The 23605-nt window shown below is 60.8% G+C and carries 20 protein-coding genes and 1 pseudogene; 8 read left to right on the top strand and 13 right to left on the bottom strand.

Annotated elements, in window-relative coordinates:
* Entirely contained in the window at positions 1–1530 is a 1530-nt protein-coding gene (locus HBO10_RS12065; protein ID WP_032895779.1) for an NCS1 family nucleobase:cation symporter-1, read from the bottom strand.
* A gap of 489 nt (positions 1531–2019) precedes the next feature.
* The gene (locus HBO10_RS12070) at positions 2020–2754 is read right to left on the bottom strand and encodes a phosphoadenylyl-sulfate reductase (protein WP_014719506.1); all 735 of its coding nucleotides are present in this window, start codon (positions 2752–2754) and stop codon (positions 2020–2022) included.
* A 151-nt stretch (positions 2755–2905) separates the two neighbouring features.
* Here HBO10_RS12070 and thrH point away from each other — a divergent pair, with 151 nt between their 5' ends.
* Positions 2906–3523: a bifunctional phosphoserine phosphatase/homoserine phosphotransferase ThrH gene (gene thrH / locus HBO10_RS12075; protein WP_014719505.1), complete on the top strand. Its 618-nt coding sequence runs from the start codon at positions 2906–2908 to the stop codon at positions 3521–3523.
* A 120-nt stretch (positions 3524–3643) separates the two neighbouring features.
* Here thrH and HBO10_RS12080 read toward each other — a convergent pair whose 3' ends face one another.
* From HBO10_RS12080 to HBO10_RS12105, 6 genes are all read right to left on the bottom strand, one after another.
* Positions 3644–4006, bottom strand: coding sequence for a transcriptional regulator (locus HBO10_RS12080; protein WP_034128345.1), 363 nt, complete (start codon positions 4004–4006; stop codon positions 3644–3646).
* The gene (locus tag HBO10_RS12085; RefSeq protein WP_034128346.1) at positions 4006–4308 is read right to left on the bottom strand and encodes a type II toxin-antitoxin system HigB family toxin; all 303 of its coding nucleotides are present in this window, start codon (positions 4306–4308) and stop codon (positions 4006–4008) included. The genes HBO10_RS12080 and HBO10_RS12085 overlap by 1 nt, the downstream gene beginning before the upstream one ends.
* Positions 4309–4535: 227 nt before the next feature.
* The gene (gene pabB, locus HBO10_RS12090; RefSeq protein WP_034128347.1) at positions 4536–5879 is read right to left on the bottom strand and encodes an aminodeoxychorismate synthase component I; all 1344 of its coding nucleotides are present in this window, start codon (positions 5877–5879) and stop codon (positions 4536–4538) included.
* 186 nt (positions 5880–6065) lie between these two features.
* Complete coding sequence (locus HBO10_RS12095) at positions 6066–7052, bottom strand: alpha-L-glutamate ligase-like protein (RefSeq protein WP_003193326.1); 987 nt, start codon at positions 7050–7052, stop codon at positions 6066–6068.
* Positions 7052–8584 carry an inactive transglutaminase family protein gene (locus HBO10_RS12100; RefSeq protein WP_003193324.1) on the bottom strand — a complete coding sequence of 511 codons (1533 nt, stop codon included), beginning with the start codon at positions 8582–8584 and terminating at the stop codon, positions 7052–7054. The genes HBO10_RS12095 and HBO10_RS12100 overlap by 1 nt, the downstream gene beginning before the upstream one ends.
* Before the next feature lie 18 nt (positions 8585–8602).
* Positions 8603–9127, bottom strand: coding sequence for an ATP-dependent zinc protease (locus HBO10_RS12105; RefSeq protein WP_014719501.1), 525 nt, complete (start codon positions 9125–9127; stop codon positions 8603–8605).
* Between the two features lie 270 nt (positions 9128–9397).
* Between HBO10_RS12105 and HBO10_RS12110 the strand changes: the two genes are divergently transcribed.
* The 7 genes and pseudogenes from HBO10_RS12110 (at position 9398) to prpD (ending at position 17907) form a co-directional block, all read left to right on the top strand.
* Complete coding sequence (locus HBO10_RS12110; RefSeq protein WP_014719500.1) at positions 9398–10111, top strand: GntR family transcriptional regulator; 714 nt, start codon at positions 9398–9400, stop codon at positions 10109–10111.
* Positions 10108–11001, top strand: coding sequence for a methylisocitrate lyase (prpB, locus tag HBO10_RS12115; RefSeq protein WP_034128348.1), 894 nt, complete (start codon positions 10108–10110; stop codon positions 10999–11001). Before HBO10_RS12110 ends, prpB begins: the two co-directional genes overlap by 4 nt.
* 19 nt (positions 11002–11020) lie before the next feature.
* Positions 11021–11107: pseudogene (locus HBO10_RS12120) on the top strand (outer membrane lipoprotein carrier protein LolA); the annotation flags it as partial.
* A 50-nt stretch (positions 11108–11157) separates the two neighbouring features.
* A complete protein-coding gene (gene prpC, locus HBO10_RS12125; RefSeq protein ID WP_034128349.1) occupies positions 11158–12285 on the top strand; it encodes a 2-methylcitrate synthase in 1128 nt (375 codons plus the stop codon).
* 183 nt (positions 12286–12468) lie between these two features.
* Positions 12469–15063, top strand: a complete 2595-nt coding sequence (acnD, locus tag HBO10_RS12130; RefSeq protein WP_034128350.1) for a Fe/S-dependent 2-methylisocitrate dehydratase AcnD — start codon at positions 12469–12471, stop codon at positions 15061–15063.
* 11 nt (positions 15064–15074) lie between these two features.
* The gene (gene prpF, locus HBO10_RS12135) at positions 15075–16265 is read left to right on the top strand and encodes a 2-methylaconitate cis-trans isomerase PrpF (protein ID WP_034128351.1); all 1191 of its coding nucleotides are present in this window, start codon (positions 15075–15077) and stop codon (positions 16263–16265) included.
* A gap of 157 nt (positions 16266–16422) precedes the next feature.
* Positions 16423–17907: a 2-methylcitrate dehydratase gene (prpD, locus tag HBO10_RS12140; protein ID WP_034128352.1), complete on the top strand. Its 1485-nt coding sequence runs from the start codon at positions 16423–16425 to the stop codon at positions 17905–17907.
* A 133-nt stretch (positions 17908–18040) separates the two neighbouring features.
* Here the strand turns inward: prpD and HBO10_RS12145 are convergent, their stop codons facing one another.
* From HBO10_RS12145 to HBO10_RS12165, 5 genes are read right to left on the bottom strand one after another with little or no spacing between them, the layout of a single operon-like run.
* A complete protein-coding gene (locus tag HBO10_RS12145; protein ID WP_034128353.1) occupies positions 18041–18775 on the bottom strand; it encodes an alanyl-tRNA editing protein in 735 nt (244 codons plus the stop codon).
* 2 nt (positions 18776–18777) lie between these two features.
* The gene (locus HBO10_RS12150; protein ID WP_034128354.1) at positions 18778–19770 is read right to left on the bottom strand and encodes a serine O-acetyltransferase; all 993 of its coding nucleotides are present in this window, start codon (positions 19768–19770) and stop codon (positions 18778–18780) included.
* 37 nt (positions 19771–19807) lie between these two features.
* On the bottom strand, positions 19808–20722 hold the full coding sequence (locus tag HBO10_RS12155) for a cysteine synthase family protein (RefSeq protein ID WP_034128415.1): 915 nt from the start codon (positions 20720–20722) through the stop codon (positions 19808–19810).
* Positions 20723–20738: 16 nt separating this feature from the next.
* A complete protein-coding gene (moeB, locus tag HBO10_RS12160) occupies positions 20739–22601 on the bottom strand; it encodes a molybdopterin-synthase adenylyltransferase MoeB (RefSeq protein WP_054897195.1) in 1863 nt (620 codons plus the stop codon).
* 23 nt (positions 22602–22624) lie between these two features.
* Positions 22625–23569 carry an EamA family transporter gene (locus HBO10_RS12165; RefSeq protein WP_034128416.1) on the bottom strand — a complete coding sequence of 315 codons (945 nt, stop codon included), beginning with the start codon at positions 23567–23569 and terminating at the stop codon, positions 22625–22627.
* Positions 23570–23605: the final 36 nt, after the last annotated feature.

Genomic DNA, 23605 nt, shown 5'->3' on the forward strand with positions numbered 1-23605 from the left:
TTAATGACTGACGTTATCGACGGCAATGCTTTCGCCGCTGACATCGGCGTAGTGCGGTTGACGCTTGGCAATCAGCAGGTACAGCAACCCGGCAATGCCGGCGCCAAACAACCAGGAAAACGGCGAGACGCTGGCAAACCCCGGCAACAGCGCCAGCAGGATGGCGATCACTGCCGCCGGAATGAACGCCGCCACCGCACGCATATTCACCCCACGGCTGTAGTAATAAATGCCTTGGGGGTCTTCGCTGTACAACTGCGGCACATCCACCTGGCTTTTACGGATCAGCCAGTAATCGACCATGATCACCCCGTACAACGGCCCCAGCAGCGCGCCGAGGCCAGAGAGGAAGTACACGATCACCAACGGGCTGTTGTAGAGGTTCCACGGCAGGATCAGCACGGCAACGAAGGCGCTGATCAGCCCGGCGCGCCGGAAGTTCAGGTACTTGGGCGCCAGGTTGCTCAGTACAAAGGCCGGGGCGACGAAATTGGCCATGATGTTCACCGCCACGGTGACGATCAGGAAGGCCAGGCAGCCGAGCACGAGAAAGAAGGTGTTGGGGATCGCCGCGATGATTTCGGTCGGGCTTTCGATCACGCGGCCATTGAGCTGGAACTGCCCGCCGCACAGCAGCACGGTAATCGCGGCGAACACCAGGATATTGACCGGCAGGCCCCAGAAGTTTCCGACCTGGATGGTCTTGCGGCACGGCGATGAACGCGCGAAGTCGCAGAAATTGAGGATCAGGGTGCCGTAGATGGCCAGCCACAGCGCGCCGCCGGCAAAGATATTGCGCCACATCTCGCCGCCACTCAGGGGCTCGCGGATCGACCAGGCGATCTGCCCGTTCGCCTGGAAGTACATCCAGCCGGCCAGTGCGGCCACGGTCAGCAGTATCACCGGCCCGGCGAAGCCTTCATAGCGACGTACCATTTCCATGCCGTAGGCGAGGATCACCAACTGCACCAGCCAGATCGCCACAAAACACGCCCAGCCCAGGGTCGACAGCCCGAGAATCGAGTCGTGGTCATAATCGGCAAACCCTGGATGAATGGCGGTCAGCAGCACGCGGAAAACTACCGAGGCCAGGTAGGTCTGGATCCCAAACCAGGCAATCGCAATTACCGCCCGAATCAACGCCGGAATCTGCGCCCCATGAATGCCAAAACTGATGCGGCTGATAACCGGAAACGGCACACCGGTCTTCTGCCCCATGTAGCCCGACAAGTTCATGAAGAAGTACACCAGCGCCGCGCCGATCCCCAGGGACAGCAATATTTGCCAGCCGCCCAGGCCCAGGGCATAGAGCCCAATGGCGAATGAATAGTTGGCGATGTTGTGCACGTCATTGGTCCACAGCGCAAAGATGCTATAGCGCCCCCAGCGTCGGCCTTCGACCTTGGTGGGCGCCAGGTCCTTGTTGTGCAGGCGCGGGCTGAGTACCAGCGGGCCGGGGCCTGTGGCTGCAGGATTCAGGGGGGAGGAGGGCAGATCCAGTGCGAGGGTGTTCGAGAGACTTGTACGCATTCCGGCAGGCTCCAGCGCATCTGCAGCAAAGCGGCGGATGGCAAAGTGTATGTAGGTTTTGTATTGATTGTATACAAAGCGCACTTCTGCCTAAGCCATATGCGTGCCAATTCTCGATATATGAAAATCTTGGCTAATTTCGTTTTTATATAGGTCGCGAATAACTTACTGAATTACGGGCACTATAAGTTGACCGTTTGAACAGGTATTTATTTTTTCATTAATTGCAGGGTTATTTATATGCAGCGCCATTGGCGCAGGGAGATGTTACGTTTTGGTGCGTTGCACATTAAGTTGCACACAAAAATGGCACCTATGGTTACAAGGTTGTGTACAGGTTTACCCGGCCCCAAAGCAAATATCGCGTTATGTAGGAGCGAGCTTGCTCGCGAAAAACGTCAACGATAACGCGGGCTTCCTGAATAAACGCGGCGTCCGTGAGTTTTTCGCGAGCAAGCTCGCTCCTACAGAGGCGGTGGCATCGGAGGCTCAAGCCTTGCTGATGATATTCCCCGCATGTAGCCCGCATTCCTTCTGCGTGGCTTCTTCCCACCACCAGCGGCCTTCGCGCTCATGCTGGCGGGGCAGTACCGGCCGGGTGCAGGGCTCGCAGCCGATGCTGATGAAGCCGCGCTCATGCAGGCTGTTGTACGGCAGCTCCAGCATGCGGATGTAGCCCCAGACCTCTTCGCTGGTCATCTGCGCCAGCGGGTTGAACTTGTACAGGGTGCGTTCCGGTGTGGAGAACGCCGTGTCGATTTCCAGCGCCGCCACCTGGCTGCGAGTGCCGGGGCTCTGGTCGCGGCGCTGGCCGGTGGCCCAGGCGCTGACACCGGCGAGTTTGCGGCGCAGCGGTTCGATCTTGCGGATGCCGCAGCATTCGCCATGGCCGTCCTTATAGAAGCTGAACAGGCCTTTCTCTTTGACGAAGGGCTCCAGCTTGCTCGGGTCTGGCGAGATCAGCTCGATGTCGATCTTGTAGAACTCACGCACCTGCTCGATAAACCGGTAGGTCTCCGGATGCAGGCGGCCGGTGTCGAGGCTGAACACCTTGACGTTCTTGTTCAGCTTCCAGGCCATGTCCACAAGGACCACATCCTCGGCACCGCTGAAGGAAATCCACAAGTCATCGCCGAACTGGCTGAACGCCAGCTTGAGAATGTCCTGGGCAGACTTGTTGGCATAAGTCGTGGCGAGTTCAACGACGTCGAAGGCTTGGTTCATCAGGACGGTTCCTACAGGTCAGTGGCGCTGAGCGCTCTCTAGGAGGGCGATGGTATCAAAAACTGTCCCGCGTTGCGGCGGCGGGCGTGAGTCGCTAGAGTTCGGCAGTCCTTTTGCTCGCTCAACTAACAATATCTAACAGGAGTGTCGTGTGGAAATTGCCTGCCTTGACCTGGAAGGGGTACTGGTTCCGGAAATCTGGATCGCCTTTGCCGAGAAAACCGGCATTGAGTCCCTGCGGGCCACCACCCGTGACATCCCCGACTACGACGTGCTGATGCAACAGCGCCTGCGCATCCTCGACGAGCATGGGCTCAAGCTGGCCGATATCCAGGCCGTTATCGCCACGCTCAAGCCGCTGGACGGCGCCATTGAGTTCGTCAATTGGCTGCGCGAGCGCTTCCAGGTGGTGATCCTGTCCGACACCTTCTATGAGTTCTCCCAGCCGCTGATGCGTCAGCTGGGTTTCCCGACCTTGCTTTGCCACCGCTTGATCACCGATGAAAACGATCGGGTGGTGAGCTACCAACTGCGCCAGAAAGACCCCAAGCGCCAATCGGTGCTGGCATTCAAGACCCTCTACTACCGCGTGATCGCTGCCGGTGATTCCTACAACGACACCAGCATGCTGGGTGAAGCTGACCGTGGGATTCTGTTCCATGCGCCGGACAATGTGATTCGCGAATTCCCGCAGTTCCCGGCGGTGCATACGTTTGAAGACCTGAAGAAAGAGTTTATCAAGGCGTCGAATCGGCAGTTGAGCCTGTAAGTTATGCGGCGCGGCTGATTGCCCCATCGCAGGCAAGCCAGCTCCCACCTTTGACCATGTAACGTCAAACGACGCGGTCAACTGTGGGAGTCGGGCTTGCCTGCGATGGCGTCGGCGCCGTCACACCTTACCCTCGGCCAGCAAGCGCTCATAAGGAATACGCAAGCCTTCATGCAGACGCTTGATCATCGACAGGCTCAGCTTGCGCTTGTGGTTCAGCACCTCTGACACCCGCCCACTGGTGCCGATAAACGGCTCCAGATCGCGGGCGGTCATGCCCAATTGCTCCATGCGAAACTTGATAGCCTCTACCGGATCCGAAGGGGGCATGGGGTAATGCTCGGCTTCGTACTTCTCGATGAGGACTGCCAGGATTTCCAGCTCATCACCTTCAGGCGAGCCGGGTGGTGCTCCCCATACCTGCTCGACTCGTACGAGTGCCGCAGTCAGGTCTTCCTGGGAGTGAATAGGTTTGATGTTCATCACGCAGTCTCCGCGTTGATCTGGTCGTACTGAGCGTGGGTCCCCACGAACCGTATAAACCCTAGTTGTCGCTGGTAGTCGATCGCCATGATCACTCGATACTTGTTGCCGCCAACGTTGAACACGACCCTGCCACCCTTAAGAATGCTCGCTGTTCTGAGTTCGGCCTTGAGTGCTTGCGGTGTTGGATAATTGGCCTTTTCCATGTGCCGATACAACTCGACCAGCGGTGTTCTGGCGTCGCTATAAGCTGAATGGCTTTCCCAGAATATTCGTAGGGTAGATAGAGCGATTATCCGCATCGCTTCAACCTCCCGTTTTGGGAGATCATAGGTGCGATTGCGTGGATAGGCAAACTCGGAAATATTTCCAGACGAGGAGGTAGTCGCTTCATGTGATCCTTCACAGGTGGCGGGTGGACGGTCGCTCCGGACGCTATCTGCAAGCGTCTATCCCGTCCACAGCGGTTCTGATTCAGGCTTTTTCTATCGCATGGCGTTCTACTCGAACGCTAGGAAGGGGCTGTGCCCTACAGATTTTCCAACGTTTGTAACAACACACGCACCTTCGTCAGCGACTCCTGATACTCCGCCTGCCACTCTGAATCCGACACAATCCCGCCGCCACCCCAGCAACACACCTGCCCATCCTTGACCAGCAAGCTGCGAATCGCGATGGAGCTGTCCATTTCGCCGCGCACGTCCAGGTACACCAGCGAGCCGCAATACAACCCGCGGCGGGTGGGCTCCAGCTCATCGATGATCTGCATGGCGCGAATCTTCGGCGCGCCGGTAATGGAGCCGCCAGGGAAGCTGCCGGCGATCAGGTCGAGGGCGTCTTTGTCGTCGGCCAATATGCCAGTGACACTGCTCACCAAGTGGTGCACGTTGGGGTAGCTTTCCAGGCTGAACAGTTCCGGCACGTTCACCGAGCCGATTCGGCAACTGCGGCCGAGGTCGTTGCGCAGCAGGTCAACGATCATCAGGTTTTCTGCGCGGTCCTTGGGGCTGGCGAGCAGCTCAGCGGCGTTGGCAGCGTCCTCTTCCGGTGTTAAACCGCGAGGGCGGGTGCCCTTGATCGGGCGGGTTTCGACCTGGCCTTCGCTGATGCGCACGAAGCGCTCCGGCGACAGGCTCAGCACCGCGCCGTCATCGGGCAAACTCTGGAACCCGGAAAACGGCGTCGGGCAGGCTTCGCGCAGCGCGCAGTAGGCTGCCCATGGATCGCCGATGCACGGCGCACGAAAGCGTTGGGCAAAGTTGACCTGGTAGCAGTCGCCGGCCTGGATGTAATCCTGGATACGCAGGATGGCCTGCTGGTACGCATCCACGCTGAGGTCCGGCGCCATGGTGCCCTGGAGCTTGAAGGTGGTGGGGGTGTCACCTGTTGCATGACTGAACAGGGCGATCAGACGTTGCCGCTCGCTATCGGCCAGCACCGGGTGAAACACCAGTTGGCTGGTGTGCGCCAGGTGATCGCTAACCAGTGCCCAGGCATACAGCCCCAGGCGCGCATCCGGCAGATGCAGGTCGTCCACGGCCAGGCGCGAGACCTGTTCCAAGTGCCGGCCGAAGTCATAGCTCAAGTAACCGATCAAACCGCCGGCAAATGGCAATTCAACGCCAGCAGGCAGGGCCGCCTCACCCAACTGCGCCAGGTTCTCGCGCAGGCGTTGCAGGAAATCGCTGCCGCGTTCATCCGGCCCAACCGTCAAGGTCGCTTCGGGCCAGGCGCTGAGCAGGTCATAACGCCCCCGCTCGGCAGCCGGGCGGCCGCTGTCGAGCAGCACCGCGCCAGGCGCATGGCGAATAGCCGCAAAGTACTCGGCGGGGTTGGCCCGGTAGGGTAAGGGGTAAACGGAGCAGGTCGACATGCGAGGGTGAATCAGCCAGTGGCGGGGGGGAGGGGATTGTAGTCCTCTGTAGGACTTGCTCCTAGAGGGGATGTCGGTGATAGCTCGATAGAGGGTATAGGCTGAGAGGCAAATGGCTTGTCAGAAAGCTATCGCAGGCAAACCAGCTCCCACCTATCGAGCCCGGGCTTGCCTGCGATGCGCTGCTTAGCCTTCAACCGGCGGAATATGCCCGAACATCTCCTGCACGAACTTCACCCGTTCCTCGGGGGTTTCTGTCACCCCGGCTGCCTTGAGCTCTTCAAGCCGTGCCTCCACCGCATGGGTGCGCAAAGTCAGGCCGCAATCGTTGGCAATCTGGATGTTCAGCCCAGGCCGAGCGTTCAGCTCAAGGATCAATGGGCCTTTTTCCTGGTCCAGCACCATGTCCACGCCGATATAACCCAGCCCGCACAGCTCATAGCAGCCGGCGGCGAGCTTCATGAAACCGTCCCAGTTGGGCAGTTGCACGCCATCCACCGCGTTGGTGGTGTCGGGGTGCTTGGTGATGATGTTGTTCAGCCAGGTGCCGCGCAGGGTCAGGCCGGTGGCCAGGTCTACACCCACGCCGATCGCGCCCTGGTGCAGGTTGGCCTTGCCTCCGGACTGGCGGGTGGGTAAGCGCAGCATCGCCATCACCGGGTAGCCCATCAGCACGATGATGCGGATGTCCGGCACGCCTTCATAGCTGATGCTCTTGAAGATCTGGTCGGGCACCACGCGGTACTCGATCAACGCGCGGTCGCGGTGGCCGCCGAGGGAGTACAGGCCGGTGAGGATGCTGGAAATCTGGTGCTCGATCTCCTCATGGCTGATGATTTTTCCGGACACCGTGCGGTAGCGCCCTTCAAACCGGTCGGCCACCACCAGGATGCCGTCGCCGCCAGCACCCTGGGCGGGCTTGATCACGAAGTCGCTGCGCCCGCCGATGATCTCGTCGAGCTTGTCGATTTCCTTCTCGGTGGAGATCACCCCGTACATTTCCGGTACATGGATGCCGGCGGCAAGGGCCCGTTCCTTGGTGATGATCTTGTCATCCACGATGGGGTACAGGCTGCGCTTGTTGTACTTGAGCACGTAGTCGGCATTACGCCGGTTAATGCCCATGATCCCCCGCGCTTCCAGGGCCTTCCAGGTCTTCCAGAAGCCAAACATCAAGAATCAGCCTTCAGGAACGCCTTGAAACGCACCAGCTCGGTGAGGCGATAGCCGCGGTAGCGACCCATGGCCAGCATGAAGCCCACCAGAATCAACAGGATCGCCGGGAAGGTGAACACGAAGTAGACCAACTCCGGCACGCTCATGATCAGGTGCGCCAGGGACGCAGCGAACAGCGTGCCAATCGCCACTTTCAGCGCATGGTTGGCGCCACGCTCCTCCCAGGTGATCGAGAGGCGTTCGATGGTCATGGTCAGGATCACCATCGGGAACAGCGCCACCGACAAGCCGCGTTCCAGCCCCAGCTTGTGGCTGAACAGGCTGATGGCGGCAATCAGCACCACCACGAAGGTCAGCACCACCGACAGCCTCGGCAGCATCTGCAGTTTAAGGTGTTCAAGGTACGACCGGAGCGACAGGCCCAGTGCCGTGATGATCGTGAACAGCACAATCCCGAAGCCCAACTGGGTCTCGCGGAATGCCAGGGCGATCAGTACGGGGGTGAAGGTGCCCAGGGTCTGCAGGCCGATGAGGTTGCGCAGGATCAAGATCACCAGCACGCCTATCGGGATCATCACCATGATCATGAAGGTCTGCTGGGTTTGCAGCGGCAGGCCGTACAGCGAGTATTCGAGGAAGTTGGCGTCGGTGTTTTCGTCCGTCAGCTTGGCCAGGCGGATGGCGTTCATCTCGCTGTTGTTCAGGCTGAAGGTCACCATGGCTTTCTTGCCGCCATCGACGGTGATCAGGTTTTCATCGCCGGTCCACCACAGCAGGCGGTCGGCGGGCAGGCCCTGTTCGCCAGTCTCCGGGTTGAAGTACAGCCAGTCGTTGCCGTTGAAACTGCGCAGCCACAGTTCCGGGGTTTGCGGCTGGTCGGCCACCAGGCGGATGGTGTGGACTTTCTCTACCGGCACGTGGGCGATGGACAGCAGCAGTTCGACGATCTTGGCTTTGTGCGGCGTCGAGGGGTCGCCGGCCAGCAGCAACTTCACATTGTCGTCGTTGAGGTTGTTGGTGCGCTTGATGGCTTCACTGATAAAGGTCTCGACGTCGGCCGAGTGCTGGCGGATCGGGGCCAGCAAGGCTTCGGCGGCGATCTTCTCGGGGCCTTCCACGGCGATGCTGTCGCGGAAGGTCGGGCCTTTGATCTTGACCTTTTCGCCGCTGTAGCGCTTGGTCAGCACCAGGCGGTAATAGAGGGTCTGGTTGCCCTTGGCCCGACGCGCCGACCAGGTGACCTTGCGGTTGCCGTCGATGCGGTTGACGCTCACCCCGTAGTTGTTCGAGATAAAGCTCTCATTGAGGCTGACGAAGTCGCGGCTCAAGGGCGGCACGAACATCTGGATCTTGACCGGGTCTTTCGGGTTGGCGACGAACTCGACCTTGGCGTCGATGTTCCACAAGTCGTCGGTGGCATCTTCGGTGACGGGAATTCCCAGCACGAAGATCTGATAGGCGGTGACCGAAATGCCCAGCACCACCAGCAAGGTGATCAGGATTTTCAGGTGCAGGGTCAAAGAGCGCATTCGGTTTACTCGGCGGTATTAAGCGTCGGCGGCGCAGGCGGGTTTGCCTGCTGCATATTTAAGACTGGGGTCGACCAGCGCATCAAAGCGTTTCAAGGCTTCGGAGCCAATCAGCAGCGGGTATTGGAATGCGCTGCGGTCAGTCAAGTTCACTTCGATGCTGCGTAAAGCACTGCCCATGCAGATATCCAGCGCAATCACTGGGCGGGCGGTGTAGTTCTTGTCCTCATCGGGGTCGTAGTCGCCGGCGCGGCGCTTGATCTTGCTGACACGCGCCAGGGGCAGTTCGATGGGGTGGGAATGGGCGGTGTCGATGGCCAGGTAGAAGCGTACCCAGGATTCGCCATTGCGCTTGAAGCGCTTGATATCGCGGGCACTCAACGAGGCGGTCTTGGCGCCGGTGTCGAGTTTGGCCGCCACTTCCAGGTCGATACCCGCAAGCTTGGCGTATTCATTCAGGCCGTACACGGTCTTCTCGGCGCCAGCGCCAAGGCTCGGTATGCACAGCAGGCACATCACTAGTAGGTAAGGCTTGAGTCTCATAAATCCTGAGGCAGGGCAGTGCACTGTTCATTTCATGGGGACTGGCATTGCTGCGCAATCTCGGGTGCGCCCTTTCATCATTTGATGTCAGGCAAAAGCGGCGGGCATTCTAACATGATGCTTTTTTGGCGCCAGCGCTGGCAGGCGGCCATGCCTTGGCAAGCGAATGAGGGGGTTATTAGACGATTGTCGACAATGTGTATTTATTCTTTGACTGTGAGAGGCTTATTGGCTAGTTTTTGCGGCATTGATTTTAAAGGTGTCGACAATATGCTGGAGCAACTGGAAAAACCATCGGTGGCACCAGACGATTCCCAGACCATGTCGGAGAACGTCTTCCGGCGTATCCAGGCCGCCATCGTCAAAGGCGAAATCGCCCCCGGCAGCAAGATTTCCGAGCCGGAGCTGGCGCGCACCTACGGCATCAGTCGCGGCCCGCTGCGCGAAGCGATCCATCGCCTGGAAGGTCAGCGCCTGCTGGTGCGGGTGCCTCATGTCGGCGCACGCGTGGTGTCTTTGAGTCATGCCGAGCTGGTCGAACTGTATGAGATTCGCGAGTCCCTGGAAGGCATGGCCTGTCGCCTGGCCGCCGAGCGCATGACTGACGCAGAGATCGAGGAGCTGCGCCAGGTGTTGCACACCCACGAACGGGATGCGGCGTTCCAGGCCGGTGTCGGCTATTACCAGCAGGAAGGCGACTTCGATTTTCACTACCGCATCATTCAAGGTGCCGGTAACCGCACCCTCACCCAAATGCTCTGCGGCGAGCTGTATCAACTGGTGCGCATGTACCGCATCCAGTTCTCCGCCACCCCCAATCGTCCACGCCAGGCCTTTGCCGAGCATCACCGCATTCTGGACGCGATTGCCGATCGCGACGGTGAACTGGCCGAACTGTTGATGCGCCGGCATATCGGCGCCTCCAAACGCAACATTGCCCGTCACTTCCCGGACGGTGCGCCTTCATCACGAGGTGAGTCATGAGTTCCAAAAACAACAGCACTCCCGGCCAGCGTTTCCGTGACGCCGTCGCCAGTGAACAGCCCTTGCAAGTGGTGGGCGCCATCAACGCCAACCATGCGCTGTTGGCCAAGCGCGCCGGCTTCAAGGCGATTTATCTGTCAGGTGGCGGTGTAGCCGCCGGCTCCCTCGGCGTGCCGGACCTGGGTATCACCGGCCTGGATGACGTGCTCACCGACGTGCGCCGCATTACCGACGTGTGCGACCTGCCGCTGCTGGTGGACGTGGACACCGGTTTCGGCTCCTCGGCGTTCAACGTGGCGCGTACCGTCAAGTCGATGATCAAGTTCGGTGCCGCCGCCATCCATATCGAAGACCAGGTGGGCGCCAAGCGCTGCGGTCATCGCCCCAACAAAGAAATCGTGTCCCAGCAGGAAATGGTCGACCGCATCAAGGCCGCCGTGGATGCGCGTACCGATGACAGCTTCGTGATCATGGCGCGCACCGACGCCCTGGCAGTCGAGGGCCTGGAGTCCGCCCTGGAGCGTGCAGCCGCGTGCATCGAGGCCGGTGCCGACATGGTGTTTCCGGAAGCCATCACCGAACTGGAGATGTACAAGCTGTTCGCCTCCCGCGTGAAGGCGCCGATCCTGGCGAACATCACCGAGTTCGGCGCGACACCGCTGTACACCACCGAACAGTTGAAATCTGCGGATGTTTCCATTGTGCTGTACCCGCTCTCGGCCTTCCGTGCCATGAACAAGGCCGCCGAGAATGTCTACACCGCGATTCGTCGCGACGGTACCCAGCAGAACGTGATCGACACCATGCAAACGCGCATGGAGCTTTATGATCGCATCGACTACCACACCTTCGAGCAGAAGCTCGACGCGCTGTTCGCCGCGAAAAAGTAATTGCACTGTAGGAGCGAGCTTGCTCGCGAAGATCGCCAACGATAACGCGAGAAACCTGGAGAAACGCGATGCCCTTGCGTTTTTCGCGAGCAAGCTCGCTCCTACAGGGTGTGAGCTGGACGGCTCCCTGAATAATTACAAAATTGGAGAAGAACCATGGCTGAAGCAAAAGTATTGAGTGGTGCTGGTCTGCGTGGCCAGGTCGCCGGGCAGACTGCACTGTCCACCGTGGGCCAGGCCGGCGCCGGCCTGACCTACCGTGGCTACGACGTACGCGAACTGGCCGCTGACGCCCAGTTTGAAGAAGTCGCCTACCTGCTGCTGTACGGTGAATTGCCAACCCAGGCAGAACTGGCCGCGTACAGCAACAAGCTGAGCAAACTGCGTGACTTGCCCCAGGCCCTGAAAGAAGTGCTCGAACGCATCCCCGCCGACGCCCATCCGATGGACGTGATGCGCACCGGGTGCTCGTTCCTGGGCAATATCGAGCCGGAGAAAGATTTCAGCGTGCAGCGCGATGTCACCGACCGCCTGCTCGCCGCGTTCCCGGCGATCATGTGCTACTGGTATCGCTTCAGCCACGACGGCCAGCGCATCGACTGCGTGACCGACGAGCCGAGCATCGGTGGCCACTTCCTGCACCTGCTGCATGGCAAGAAACCGAGCGAACTGCACGTCAAAGTGATGAACGTGTCGCTGATCCTCTACGCTGAACACGAATTCAACGCTTCGACCTTCACCGCACGGGTGTGTGCATCGACGTTGTCCGACCTGTATTCCTGCGTCACCGCTGCCATCGGCTCCCTGCGCGGCCCGCTGCACGGCGGTGCCAACGAAGCGGCGATGGAAATGATCGAGCGTTTCTCCTCGGCCCCGGAAGCGGTTGAAGGCACCCTTGGCATGTTGGCGCGCAAAGACAAGATCATGGGCTTTGGCCACGCGATCTATAAAGACAGCGATCCGCGCAATGAGGTGATCAAGGGCTGGTCGAAAAAACTCGCTGACGAAGTGGGCGACACCGTGTTGTTCCCGGTCTCCGAAGCCATCGACAAGACCATGTGGGAACAGAAGAAGCTGTTTCCCAACGCCGATTTCTACCATGCCTCGGCGTACCACTTCATGGGCATCCCGACCAAGTTGTTCACGCCGATCTTCGTATGCTCGCGCCTGACCGGCTGGGCTGCGCATGTGTTCGAGCAGCGCGCCAACAACCGCATCATCCGTCCAAGCGCCGAGTACACCGGCGTTGAGCAGCGCAAGTTCGTGCCAATCGAACGTCGCTGAATGGGATGGGCTGTGGCCGCTGGCTCATGTGCTTGTTTGTGGGAGCTGGCTTGCCTGCGATGGCATCACTGTGGTGTGACAGGTACACCGAGGTGATGCCATCGCAGGCAAGCCAGCTCCCACAGGAAACAAAGCCAGTGTCGACAGCTCACCTTTCGAACTTACCGTGACCGAGTCCTGACGATGAACACTGAATTTCGCAAACCGCTCCCCGGCAGCCGCCTGGATTTCTTCGACGCCCGTGCGGCTGTTGAGGCAATCACCCCCGGCGCCTACGCCACGCTGCCCTACACCTCGCGCGTGCTCGCCGAGAACCTGGTGCGCCGTTGCGACCCGGCCACCCTCGACGCGTCCCTGAGCCAACTGATCGAGCGCAAGCGCGACCTCGACTTCCCGTGGTTCCCGGCCCGCGTGGTGTGCCATGACATCCTCGGCCAGACCGCTCTTGTCGACCTCGCCGGCCTGCGCGATGCCATCGCCCAGCAAGGCGGCGACCCGGCGCAGGTCAACCCGGTGGTGCCCACCCAACTGATCGTCGACCACTCCCTGGCCGTCGAGGCCGGTGGTTTTGACCCGCAAGCCTTCGAAAAAAACCGCGCCATTGAAGACCGTCGCAACGAAGACCGTTTCCACTTCATCGAGTGGACCAAAAAGGCCTTCAAGAACGTTGATGTGATCCCGCCGGGCAACGGCATCATGCACCAGATCAATCTGGAGAAAATGTCCCCGGTGATTCAAGTGCGTGACGGTGTGGCCTTCCCGGATACCTGTGTCGGCACCGACAGCCATACGCCTCACGTAGACGCCCTGGGTGTGATCGCCATCGGCGTCGGTGGCCTGGAAGCCGAGAGCGTGATGCTCGGCCGCGCGTCGTGGATGCGCCTGCCGGAAAGCGTTGGCGTGGAATTGACCGGCAAGCTGCAACCGGGCATCACCGCCACCGATATGGTGCTGGCGCTCACCGAATTCCTGCGCCAGCAAAAGGTGGTCGGCGCCTGGCTGGAGTTCTTCGGCGAAGGGGCTTCGGCACTGACCTTGGGTGACCGTGCCACCATCTCCAACATGGCCCCGGAGTACGGCGCCACCGCCGCGATGTTCTACATCGACGCGCAAACCATTGCCTACCTCAAACTCACCGGTCGCGAAGACGAACAAGTCGCCCTGGTCGAGCAATATGCACGCCACACTGGCCTGTGGGCAGACGACCTGAAAGGCGCGCAGTACGAGCGCAGCCTGAGCTTCGACCTCTCCAGCGTCGTGCGCAACATGGCCGGCCCGAGCAACCCCCATGCCCGCCTGGCCACCCGCGACCTGGCGTCAAAAGGCATTGCCGGCCAATGGGATGACGTGCCGGGGCAAATGCCCGACGGCGCAGTGATCATCGCCGCCATCACCAGTTGCACCAACACCAGCAACCCGCGCAACGTGATCGCCGCCGGCCTGTTGGCACGCAACGCCAACAAGCTTGGGCTGACCCGCAAGCCGTGGGTCAAGTCGTCCCTGGCGCCGGGCTCGAAAACCGTGGCCATGTACCTGGAAGAAGCCGGACTGGGCCATGAACTGGAAAAACTCGGCTTTGGCGTGGTGGCCTTTGCCTGCACCACCTGCAACGGCATGTCCGGCGCGCTCGACCCGGTGATCCAGCAAGAGATCATCGACCGCGACCTGTACGCCACCGCAGTGTTGTCGGGTAACCGCAACTTTGACGGGCGCATTCACCCTTACGCCAAGCAAGCGTTCCTGGCGTCGCCGCCGCTGGTGGTGGCCTATGCGATTGCCGGTACCATCCGTTTCGACATCGAAAAGGACGTGCTCGGCCTGGACGCCGACGGCAAGGAAATCCGCCTGCAAGACATCTGGCCGAGCGATGAAGAGATCGACGCGGTGGTCAAGGCTTCGGTGAAACCCGAGCAATTCCGTGCGGTGTATATCCCGATGTTCGCCATCCACGAAGACACCGGCCCCAAGGTCACGCCGCTGTACGACTGGCGCCCACAAAGCACCTATATCCGCCGCCCGCCATATTGGGAAGGCGCGCTGGCCGGTGCACGGCCGCTCAAGGGCATGCGCCCATTGGCGGTGCTGCCGGATAACATCACCACTGACCACTTGTCGCCGTCCAACGCGATCATGCCGGACAGCGCCGCCGGTGAATACCTGGCGAAAATGGGCTTGCCGGAAGTCGACTTCAACTCCTACGCGACCCACAGGGGCGACCATTTGACGGCGCAGCGCGCCACCTTCGCCAACCCGAAACTGTTCAACGAAATGGTGCAGGAAAACGGCAAGGTCAAGCAGGGCTCTCTTGCGCGTATCGAGCCGGAAGGCAAGGTCACGCGGATGTGGGAAGCGATTGAAACCTACATGGAACGCAAACAGCCGTTGATCATCATCGCGGGCGCCGACTATGGCCAGGGCTCGTCCCGTGACTGGGCGGCCAAGGGCGTACGCCTGGCCGGTGTGGAAGCGATTGCCGCCGAAGGCTTCGAGCGCATCCACCGCACCAACCTGGTGGGCATGGGCGTGTTGCCCCTGGAGTTCCTGCCAGGCACCGACCGCCACACCCTGCAAATCGACGGCAGTGAAACCTATGACGTGGTCGGCGAGCGCACCCCGCGTGCGCAACTGACCTTGGTGATCAACCGCAAGAATGGCGAACGTGTCGAGGTGCCAGTGACCTGCCGCCTGGACACCGCCGAAGAAGTGTCGATCTACGAGGCCGGTGGCGTGTTGCAACGTTTCGCCCAGGACTTCCTGGAATCAAAGGCGACCGCCTGAAGAGGATAACCATGGCACACGTAGCGCAAATCAAGATCCCCGCCACCTACATGCGTGGCGGCACCAGCAAGGGCGTGTTCTTCAGCCTCCAGGACCTGCCCGCAGCGGCGCAGGTGCCGGGCCCTGCACGCGACGCCTTGTTGCTGCGGGTGATCGGCAGCCCCGACCCCTATGACAAGCAGATCGACGGCATGGGTGGGGCTACGTCGAGCACCAGCAAGACCGTGATCCTGGCCAAAAGCAGCCGCGCCGATCACGACGTGGATTACCTGTTTGGCCAGGTCTCCATCGACAAGCCATTTGTCGATTGGAGCGGCAACTGCGGCAACCTGTCGGCAGCGGTGGGTTCGTTCGCCATCAGTGCCGGCCTGGTCGATGCGGCCCGCGTGCCCCATAACGGCGTGGCCGTGGTGCGGGTGTGGCAGGCCAATATCGGCAAGACCATCATCGCGCACGTGCCGATCACTGACGGCGCGGTGCAGGAAACCGGCGACTTTGAACTGGACGGCGTGACCTTCCCGGCCGCCGAAGTGCAGTTGGAATTCATGGACCCGGCGGCGGAAGAAGAGGGCGGTGGTGGTTCGATGTTCCCCACCGGTAACCTCGTCGACGACCTGGAGGTACCCGGCGTCGGTACCTTCAAGGCCACGTTGATCAACGCCGGTATCCCGACGATTTTCATCAACGCCCAAGACCTGGGCTACACCGGTACCGAGCTGCAAGGCGCGATCAACAGCGACCCCAAGGCCCTGGCGATGTTCGAGACCGTGCGGGCGTATGGCGCGTTGCGCATGGGCCTGATCCAACACCTGGACGAAGCCGCCCAGCGCCAGCACACGCCCAAGGTGGCATTCGTGGCCAAACCTGCCGATTACGTGGCCTCCAGCGGCAAGGCGATCCAGGCCGGCGATGTGGACCTGCTGGTGCGCGCCTTGTCGATGGGCAAACTGCACCACGCGATGATGGGCACCGCGGCGGTGGCGATTGGCACCGCCGCGGCGATTTCCGGCACCTTGGTCAACCTGGCGGCGGGCGGCGTAGAGCGCAATGCCGTGCGCTTCGGGCACCCGTCCGGCACCTTGCGTGTGGGGGCCGAGGCCAGCCAGGTGGACGGTGAATGGGTGGTGAAAAAAGCCATTATGAGCCGCAGTGCGCGGGTGTTGATGGAAGGCTACGTGCGCATCCCCGGCGACGCCTTTTAGCTTGATCGTTCCCACGCTCCGCTTGGGAACGCTGCCTGGGACGCTCTGCGTCCTGCTGTGACGCAGAGCGTCACGGGATGCATTCCCACGCGGAGCGTGGGAACGATCAAATCAACCTTGACCTTGAGGAACAACCCCACCTTTTAGGAGAACTGCCATGAGCGCCAACGTCGACCAGAACAACCGCCCCGACTACGACCCGGTTTTGCAGGGCATCGCCGACTACGTCCTCAACTACCGAATCGACTCCCAGGACGCCCTGGACACCGCCCGCAACTGCCTGATGGACACCCTCGGCTGTGGCCTGCTGGCCCTGCGCTTCCCCGAGTGCACCAAGCACCTGGGGCCGATGGTCGAGGGTACCGTGGTGCCGTTCGGTGCACGGGTGCCGGGCACTTCGTTTCGCCTGGACCCGGTCAAGGCCGCCTGGGATATCGGTTGCATCGTGCGCTGGCTCGACTACAACGACACCTGGCTTGCCGCCGAATGGGGCCACCCTTCAGACAATCTTGGCGGCATCCTCGCCGTGGCCGATCACCTGTCGCAAAAGCGCCTGGCCAATGGCGACGCGCCGCTGACCGTGCGTGCAGTGCTGGAAGCGATGATCATGGCTCACGAAATCCAAGGCGTGATTGCCTTGGAAAACTCCTTCAACCGGGTAGGCCTCGACCATGTGTTGCTGGTGAAAGTCGCTACCACGGCGGTCACCGCCAAGCTGATGGGCGCCAACCGCGAGCAGTTGCTATCGGCGTTGTCCCACGCTTTTGTCGATGGCCAGGCGCTGCGCACCTATCGTCATGCACCGAATGCCGGCTCGCGCAAATCCTGGGCGGCGGGCGATGCGTCGAGCCGCGGCGTGCGCCTGGCAGACATCGCCCTGCGTGGCGAAATGGGCATCCCCGGCGTGTTGAGTGCGCCGCAGTGGGGCTTCTATGACGTGCTGTTCAGCCACACCAACAAGGACCTGGCGCTCAAGCCCGAGGACAAGCGAGCTTTCAGCCTGCCCCAAGCCTACGGCACCTATGTGATGGAAAACGTGCTGTTCAAGATCAGCTTTCCGGCCGAGTTTCACGCGCAAACCGCCTGTGAAGCGGCAGTCGCCCTGCACCCGCAGGTCAAGCATCGCCTGCATGAAATCGACCGCATCGTGATCACTACCCACGAGTCGGCGATTCGCATTATTTCCAAGGTCGGCCCATTGGCCAACGCCGCTGATCGCGACCACTGCCTGCAATACATGACCGCCGTGCCCTTGGCGTTCGGCAATCTGGTGGCCGAGCAGTATGAAGATGATTTCCACGCGGCCCACCCGATCATTGATCAGCTGCGCGACAAGATGGTCATCGTCGAAGACCCGCGCTACAGCCGCGAATACCTGGAGGCCGACAAGCGCTCCATTGCCAATGCGGTGCAGGTGTTTTTCACGGATGGCACCTGCACCGAGCAGGTGGTGGTGGAGTACCCGATTGGCCATCGCCGCCGTCGGGTGGACGGCATTCCACTGCTGGAAGACAAGTTCAAGGCCAACCTGGCCACGCGGTTCACCGCGCAACGCAGCGCCGAAATCTTTGCGTTGTGCAAGGATCAGGCACGGCTTGAGGCTACTCCAGTCAACCGTTTCATGGACCTGCTCACTATCTGAAAAACAGCACAGTCACTGTAGGAGCGAGCTTGCTCGCGAAAAACGTCAACGATGCCGCGTGCTTCCTGAGTAAGCGCGGCGCCTATGGGTTTTTCGCGAGCAAGCTCGCTCCTACAGAGGCAATGACGCAGGCTCAAGCGTGTCCAAACCGCAGTATCACCCGGCGGTTGTGCTTGCTCTTTTTCTCGATCTTCTCGCAGAACACCCGACCGATTTCCTCGGTATTGAGCACATGGGTACCGCCGCAGGGCTGGATATCGATGCCGGGGATTTCAATCACCCGTACCGAACCGGAGACCACCGGCGGCGCAACCGCCTGAGTGCGGGTGATCTGCAGCAGGGTCGCGTACTCGGTGGCAGGCATCGACAGCGTTTTCACCGCGTGGGCCTGCTCGATCAGGGCGTTGAGGTCACGGGTGAGGCCGTCTTTGTCCAGGGTCATCTCCGGCAGGTCGAAATCCAGTCGGCCTTTATCCGCACTGATGCTGCAACCGGTCACGGGCGCGTCGATGAGGGAGCACAGCAAGTGCAGGCAAGTGTGCATCTTCATGTGCTGGTAGCGCCGCTCCCAATCCAGCCCGGCGTCGACCTGGACGCCAGCGGCCAACTGTTCGGGGCAGTGATCCACCTGGTGCCAGATGATCGAGCGCAACACCGGATCGCGCACGGTGCCTGTCACCTCGACCCGTGTGCCATCGGCCAGGGTGAAGTGGCCGGTATCGCCTGGTTGCCCACCGCCGGTGGGGTAGAACAGGGTGTGCTCCAGGGCGATACCTTGTTCGCTGACGGCAATCACCCGGGCGCTGAAGGCGTTCTGGTAGGGCGCGCTGTCAAACAGCGCCAGGGTTTCCATGGTATGCACGGACATGTTCAACCTCCGACGATCAATGGGGTGGCTTGCAAGAGGTGGCGCACCAGTGCGCTCAAGCCAGGGGGAGAGAGCAGGGTGATTTCAAATTCCGGCCCGCACACCTTCAGGTTCAGCGGCAGGCGTGGCAGTTGCTCGTCGTTGTCGAGGCGACGCAGGCGAAACTGCAGGTGGTGCCGCTCTTTCACCGTGGGTTCGAGCATCAGCCCTTGCAGCGGATGAAAGTCGGCGTCCAGCACGGTGACCTTGTGGCCGGCACTCACTTCGCCCACCACGTGCAAGCGCTCATCCAGGGCAAAGGCGCCGAGGTAGTTGCTGTGGTCCGATTCATCGTTTTTCTGCAGTTGGATCTGGTTGACCACCTTGACCTTGGTGCCTGCCGGCACGTCCTGGGTAATCACGCAGGAGGGGCTGATAAACACGTTATCGCCGATCGAAACATAGCCCAGCACCCGGGCGCCGGCGCCGACTTCGACGTTGTTGCCCAGGCGCGGGTGGCGTTTGCCGTCCGGGTTGTTGGCAATACCGCGCGCACCCAGGGTCACGCCGCAGAGGATGTAGCAGTCGTTGCCGATCACGCAGGTCTCGCCGATGACCGTGCCGTAGCCATGGTCCAGCACAAAGCGCCGGCCGATGCGCGCTGCCGGGTGAATCTCGGCGCCGGAGAGAATCTTGCCCTGGTTACTCAGTTTGAGGGCCATGCGCGAAAAATCGCCGTGGTCAGCGGCCTGGAAATGCCACACCAGGTGCGCAAGGCGGTAGAACAGCACGGCCTTGAACGAGGCGTAGGATTCCAGGATCAACTCACCGCGCCCACGGGACGCGGGGTCGCGATAGGCATAGGCAATCAGGTCCTCGGCCACCGCCTGGGCGGCGGTCTGGATCAACGGTGCCAGGTGCGGCTCCAGCTGCTTCATCTGTCTGGGCGTCAGGGTGGTGATGAGGTGGGTGAGCAACTCATCGTGCAGCTGTTGCATGTCGATAAAGCCCCCCATGGAGACACCCCCGTACATTGAATGGTTGGAAGCCCCGTTATTCGAAACTGGGCAGGTAGCTGTCGGCATTGTCGTAGACCATGGTCAACACCACCGTTTCAGGCGGCAGTTCGGGGGCGAGTTGGGCGATGGCAACCATGTTGGCGGCCGAAGACAGCCCGAGGCTGATGGCATCGGTGCGCATGATGCGTTTGATCATGTCCAGGCAATCGGCGTGCGACACCTTGAGCATGCCGTCGATCACGTCCAGGTTGAGGATGCTGGGGATCAGGCCAATCGACAGGCCCTGGATCCCGTGCGCTGCGTGTTGGTCTTTGAGCAGGTCGCACTCTTCCGGTTCTACACCCATCACCCGCAGCGCCGGCCAGGCGGCCTTGAGGGTTTCGCCGATACCGGTGATGTGTCCACCGGTGCCAATGCCGCTGACGAAGTAGTCCACGCGCTGTTCACCGAAGGCGCGAAGGATTTCCGGGGCGGTGGTGTCGCGGTGGGTTTGGGGGTTGGCGCCATTGCGTTGCTGGTTGAGCATCACATAGTTGGGGTTCTCCAACTGCAGCTCCATGCACTTTTCGCCGTGGGAGTTATTGCCCAGGCGACTGTCGGACAGCACTACCCTGGCGCCATACAGACGCAGCAGTTTCTGTTTTTCCGGGCTGTAGTTGTCAGGGATCACCAGCACTACTTTGTAGCCCAGCACATTGCCGGCCATCGCCAGGCCAATGCCGGTGTTGCCGCCACTGGGTTCGATGATGGTCTGCCCGGAATCACGGATCAGCACGCCGCGGCGCTCGGCATCCAGGATCATGCCCAGGGCGATGCGCGCCTTGTGGCTGCCGCCGGGGTTGAGGGACTCCAGCTTGGCGTAGACCTCGATGCCGAGGTCTTCGGAAAACTGGGCCAGACGCACGATCGGCGTTTGGCCGATGACGTCGAGAATGGAGTTATGCAGCATCAGCACGTCCCCACTTTCAGTACAACGGCATGTCAGGTTCGACGTCGCGAACCCAATGTTTCATGCCACCCTGGAGGACTTTGGTGTTGGCAAAGCCAGCCGCCAACAGGGTGCTGGCGGCTTGCTCGGCACGGGCGCCTGCGTAGCAGATCAGGTAGTGGGTGTTGTCGCGGCTCAGGCTGGCGAGTTGCCCGTCCAGCTCTGCCAACGGGATATGCACCACGCCCGGTAATTTGCACACTTCCAGTTCGCTGGCGTCACGCACGTCGAGCAATACATCGGCGCTGCTGGGGTGTTCAAGCACTTGCTTGAGCACCTGGGGCTTGATATAGCGTTCCGCGGCCAGGGAGGGCAGGCTCGGTACGGCATCGGCGCAGGTGGCCGGCGCGACGGTTTCGCTATGGCGCAGGTCCGAGCAGCAGGGGCAATCAGCGCGGCGCTTGAAGCGGATCTCGCTGAACTTCATCGCCAGTGCGTCAAAGCGCATCAAACGGCCGGACAGGGGTTCGCCAATGCCGATCAGCAATTTGATTGCCTCGGTTGCCTGGATCATACCGACCACGCCCGGCAACACGCCGATCACACCGCCCGCGCTGCAATTGGGTGCCAACTCTGCGGGTGGGGCCTTGGGGAACAGGCAGCGATAGCACGGCCCACCTTTATAGTTGAGCACGCTGATCTGCCCGTCGAAACGGTAGATAGCGCCGTACACCAAAGGTTTGCCCAACTGCACACAGGCGTCGTTGACCAGGTAGCGGGTGTCGAAATTGTCGGTTCCGTCGATCACCAGGTCATAGGCGCCCACCAGTTCCAGGGCGTTGTCGCTGTTGAGCGCGGTGTTGTACGCGTTGATCTGGATATGCGGATTGAGGTCCAGCAGGCGCTGCTTGGCGGACTCGACCTTGGGCATGCCCAGGGTGCTGTTGCCATGCACAATCTGGCGTTGCAGGTTGCTGCTTTCCACCACATCAAAGTCCACCAGCCCCAGGGTGCCGATGCCGGCCGCGGCCAGGTACAGGCTGATGGGCGAGCCCAGCCCGCCGGTACCGATGACCAGCACCTTGGCTTTCTTCAGGTTCAATTGGCCTTCGCGGCCCACGCCCGGCAGGGTGATGTGGCGCACGTAGCGCTGCACTTCTTCGTTGCTCAGCGTATCGATGTCCATGCCACCTGAGGTGGCGAGCAACACTTCGATCCGGGATTTCGGCGGCAGGGCTTCATCGGCTTCGATCAGCGCCTCCTCGGCGGTAAACAGGAAGTGTTCCTTGAGCTGGTTGTTCTTTTCATGGAACAGGTGCTGACGCAATTGGGGGTGATGGGTGCAGAGATTTTCAATGACTTCGCGCAATGTCGATCCGGCCCCCTCAAGGGTCGATTCCGGCAGCTTGGCCACGCGAACCAGAATGTCGGGGAAAGAGACAGCGTTCATGGACAACTCCGTGTGCAGGTCGTTGAAAGGTTGAAGGGAGAAATGCTTGCCATCCCAGGCAAACAGCTTGGAGCCCAGGGCCTGGCCCTGGCGGACATCCACCACCAAATAGCTGACGGGGAAGATCGGCTCGCCCAGAAACAGTGCCTTGTCCTGGTCTTCGTCACTGAAATAGGCGCCGACATCCGGGTGTGAGTGGTAGATCACCACCACCGGGTTGTCACTGCGAAACGCCTTGTTCATCAGCAAGGTGTCGGCCACCGAAAAGGTGTAGCCATTGGCCGCGCTGCGTGGGTACATCTCGGGGTTCTTGCGGTGCAGCTCATTCTGGATATTGCTGCCCAGGTACACGCTGCCGTCGGCGAAGACGAAACCACAGCACTCCTCGGGGTAGCTGCGGCTGGCGTGGGCGTAGATCTGTTCCAGGGCGGTGGGGCGGAGGACGTCCATGTTTCTCTCGCGTTGGTTGAGGGTCACTTTTTCTTGGCCATGAGTTTTTCGATCGGCAACTTGGTAATCGCAAAGCCGGCCAGCAGGATCGCCGAGTACAGCATCAGGTCGCGGGAAATTTCCACGCCTTCGTACCAGGCTCCGATGATGACCGCGAACACCGGGAAGATGATGAAGACGAACGACAGGATGATCGGGCTCAGGCGCTTGAGCAGCATGAAATACACAATGAACCCACCCACCGAGGCCACTAGCCCCAGGTAGAACAGCGCGCTCCAGGAGCGCAGGGTGATGTCGTCGAACGTCGGTGTTTCAAACCACAGGCCGGCCAGGAACAGCATCAGCCCGGCAATGCCGATGGGCAGGGTGTTGTAGGTGATGACGCTGATGGCGCTGCCTTTTTGTTTGGTAATGACATAGCACAAGGCGTGCATGATCGCGGCGCTCAGAATGGCCAGTACCCCGAAGAACTCGGCGTGGTCCAGGTGCAGGCCCTGGCTCTTGATGATCATGTAAAGGCTGCCGAAACCAATGCCGATGCCGACCACCTGGGAGAAATAGATGCGCTCGCGCAGGAACAGCGCGGAGAAGATCAGGATGAACACTGGCATGCAGCTGAACAGCAGGGCCGTGAGGCCCGACGACACATGCATTTCGCCGTAATTGAGCAAATAGTAGGGAACGCTGAAGTAGGACAGGGTCACGAATACGAAGAACCAGCGGCTTTCCCGGGGAAACAGGATCGGCTCACGGCGCACCATGGCAAAACACAGGAACAGCGGAAACGCGATGAGAAAGCGCAGGCCGGCAGATGTCAGCGGCGGCACGCTCTCGACGGCGATCTTGATGCCCAGCCACGTAGTGCCCCAACTCAGGCACACGATAAGGAACATCACGCTGGTCACCAGCCCGGCGAGCCACTGTTTTTGCGTTTTTGTTTTTGCAGTGTTTTCGAGAACGGCGGACATTGGCATCGTTTATTGCTTCCCTGGGCCGAAATTGAA

This window comes from Pseudomonas sp. WS 5503 (assembly GCF_012985385.1).
In the GTDB taxonomy this organism is placed as follows: Bacteria; Pseudomonadota; Gammaproteobacteria; order Pseudomonadales; family Pseudomonadaceae; genus Aquipseudomonas; species Aquipseudomonas paracarnis.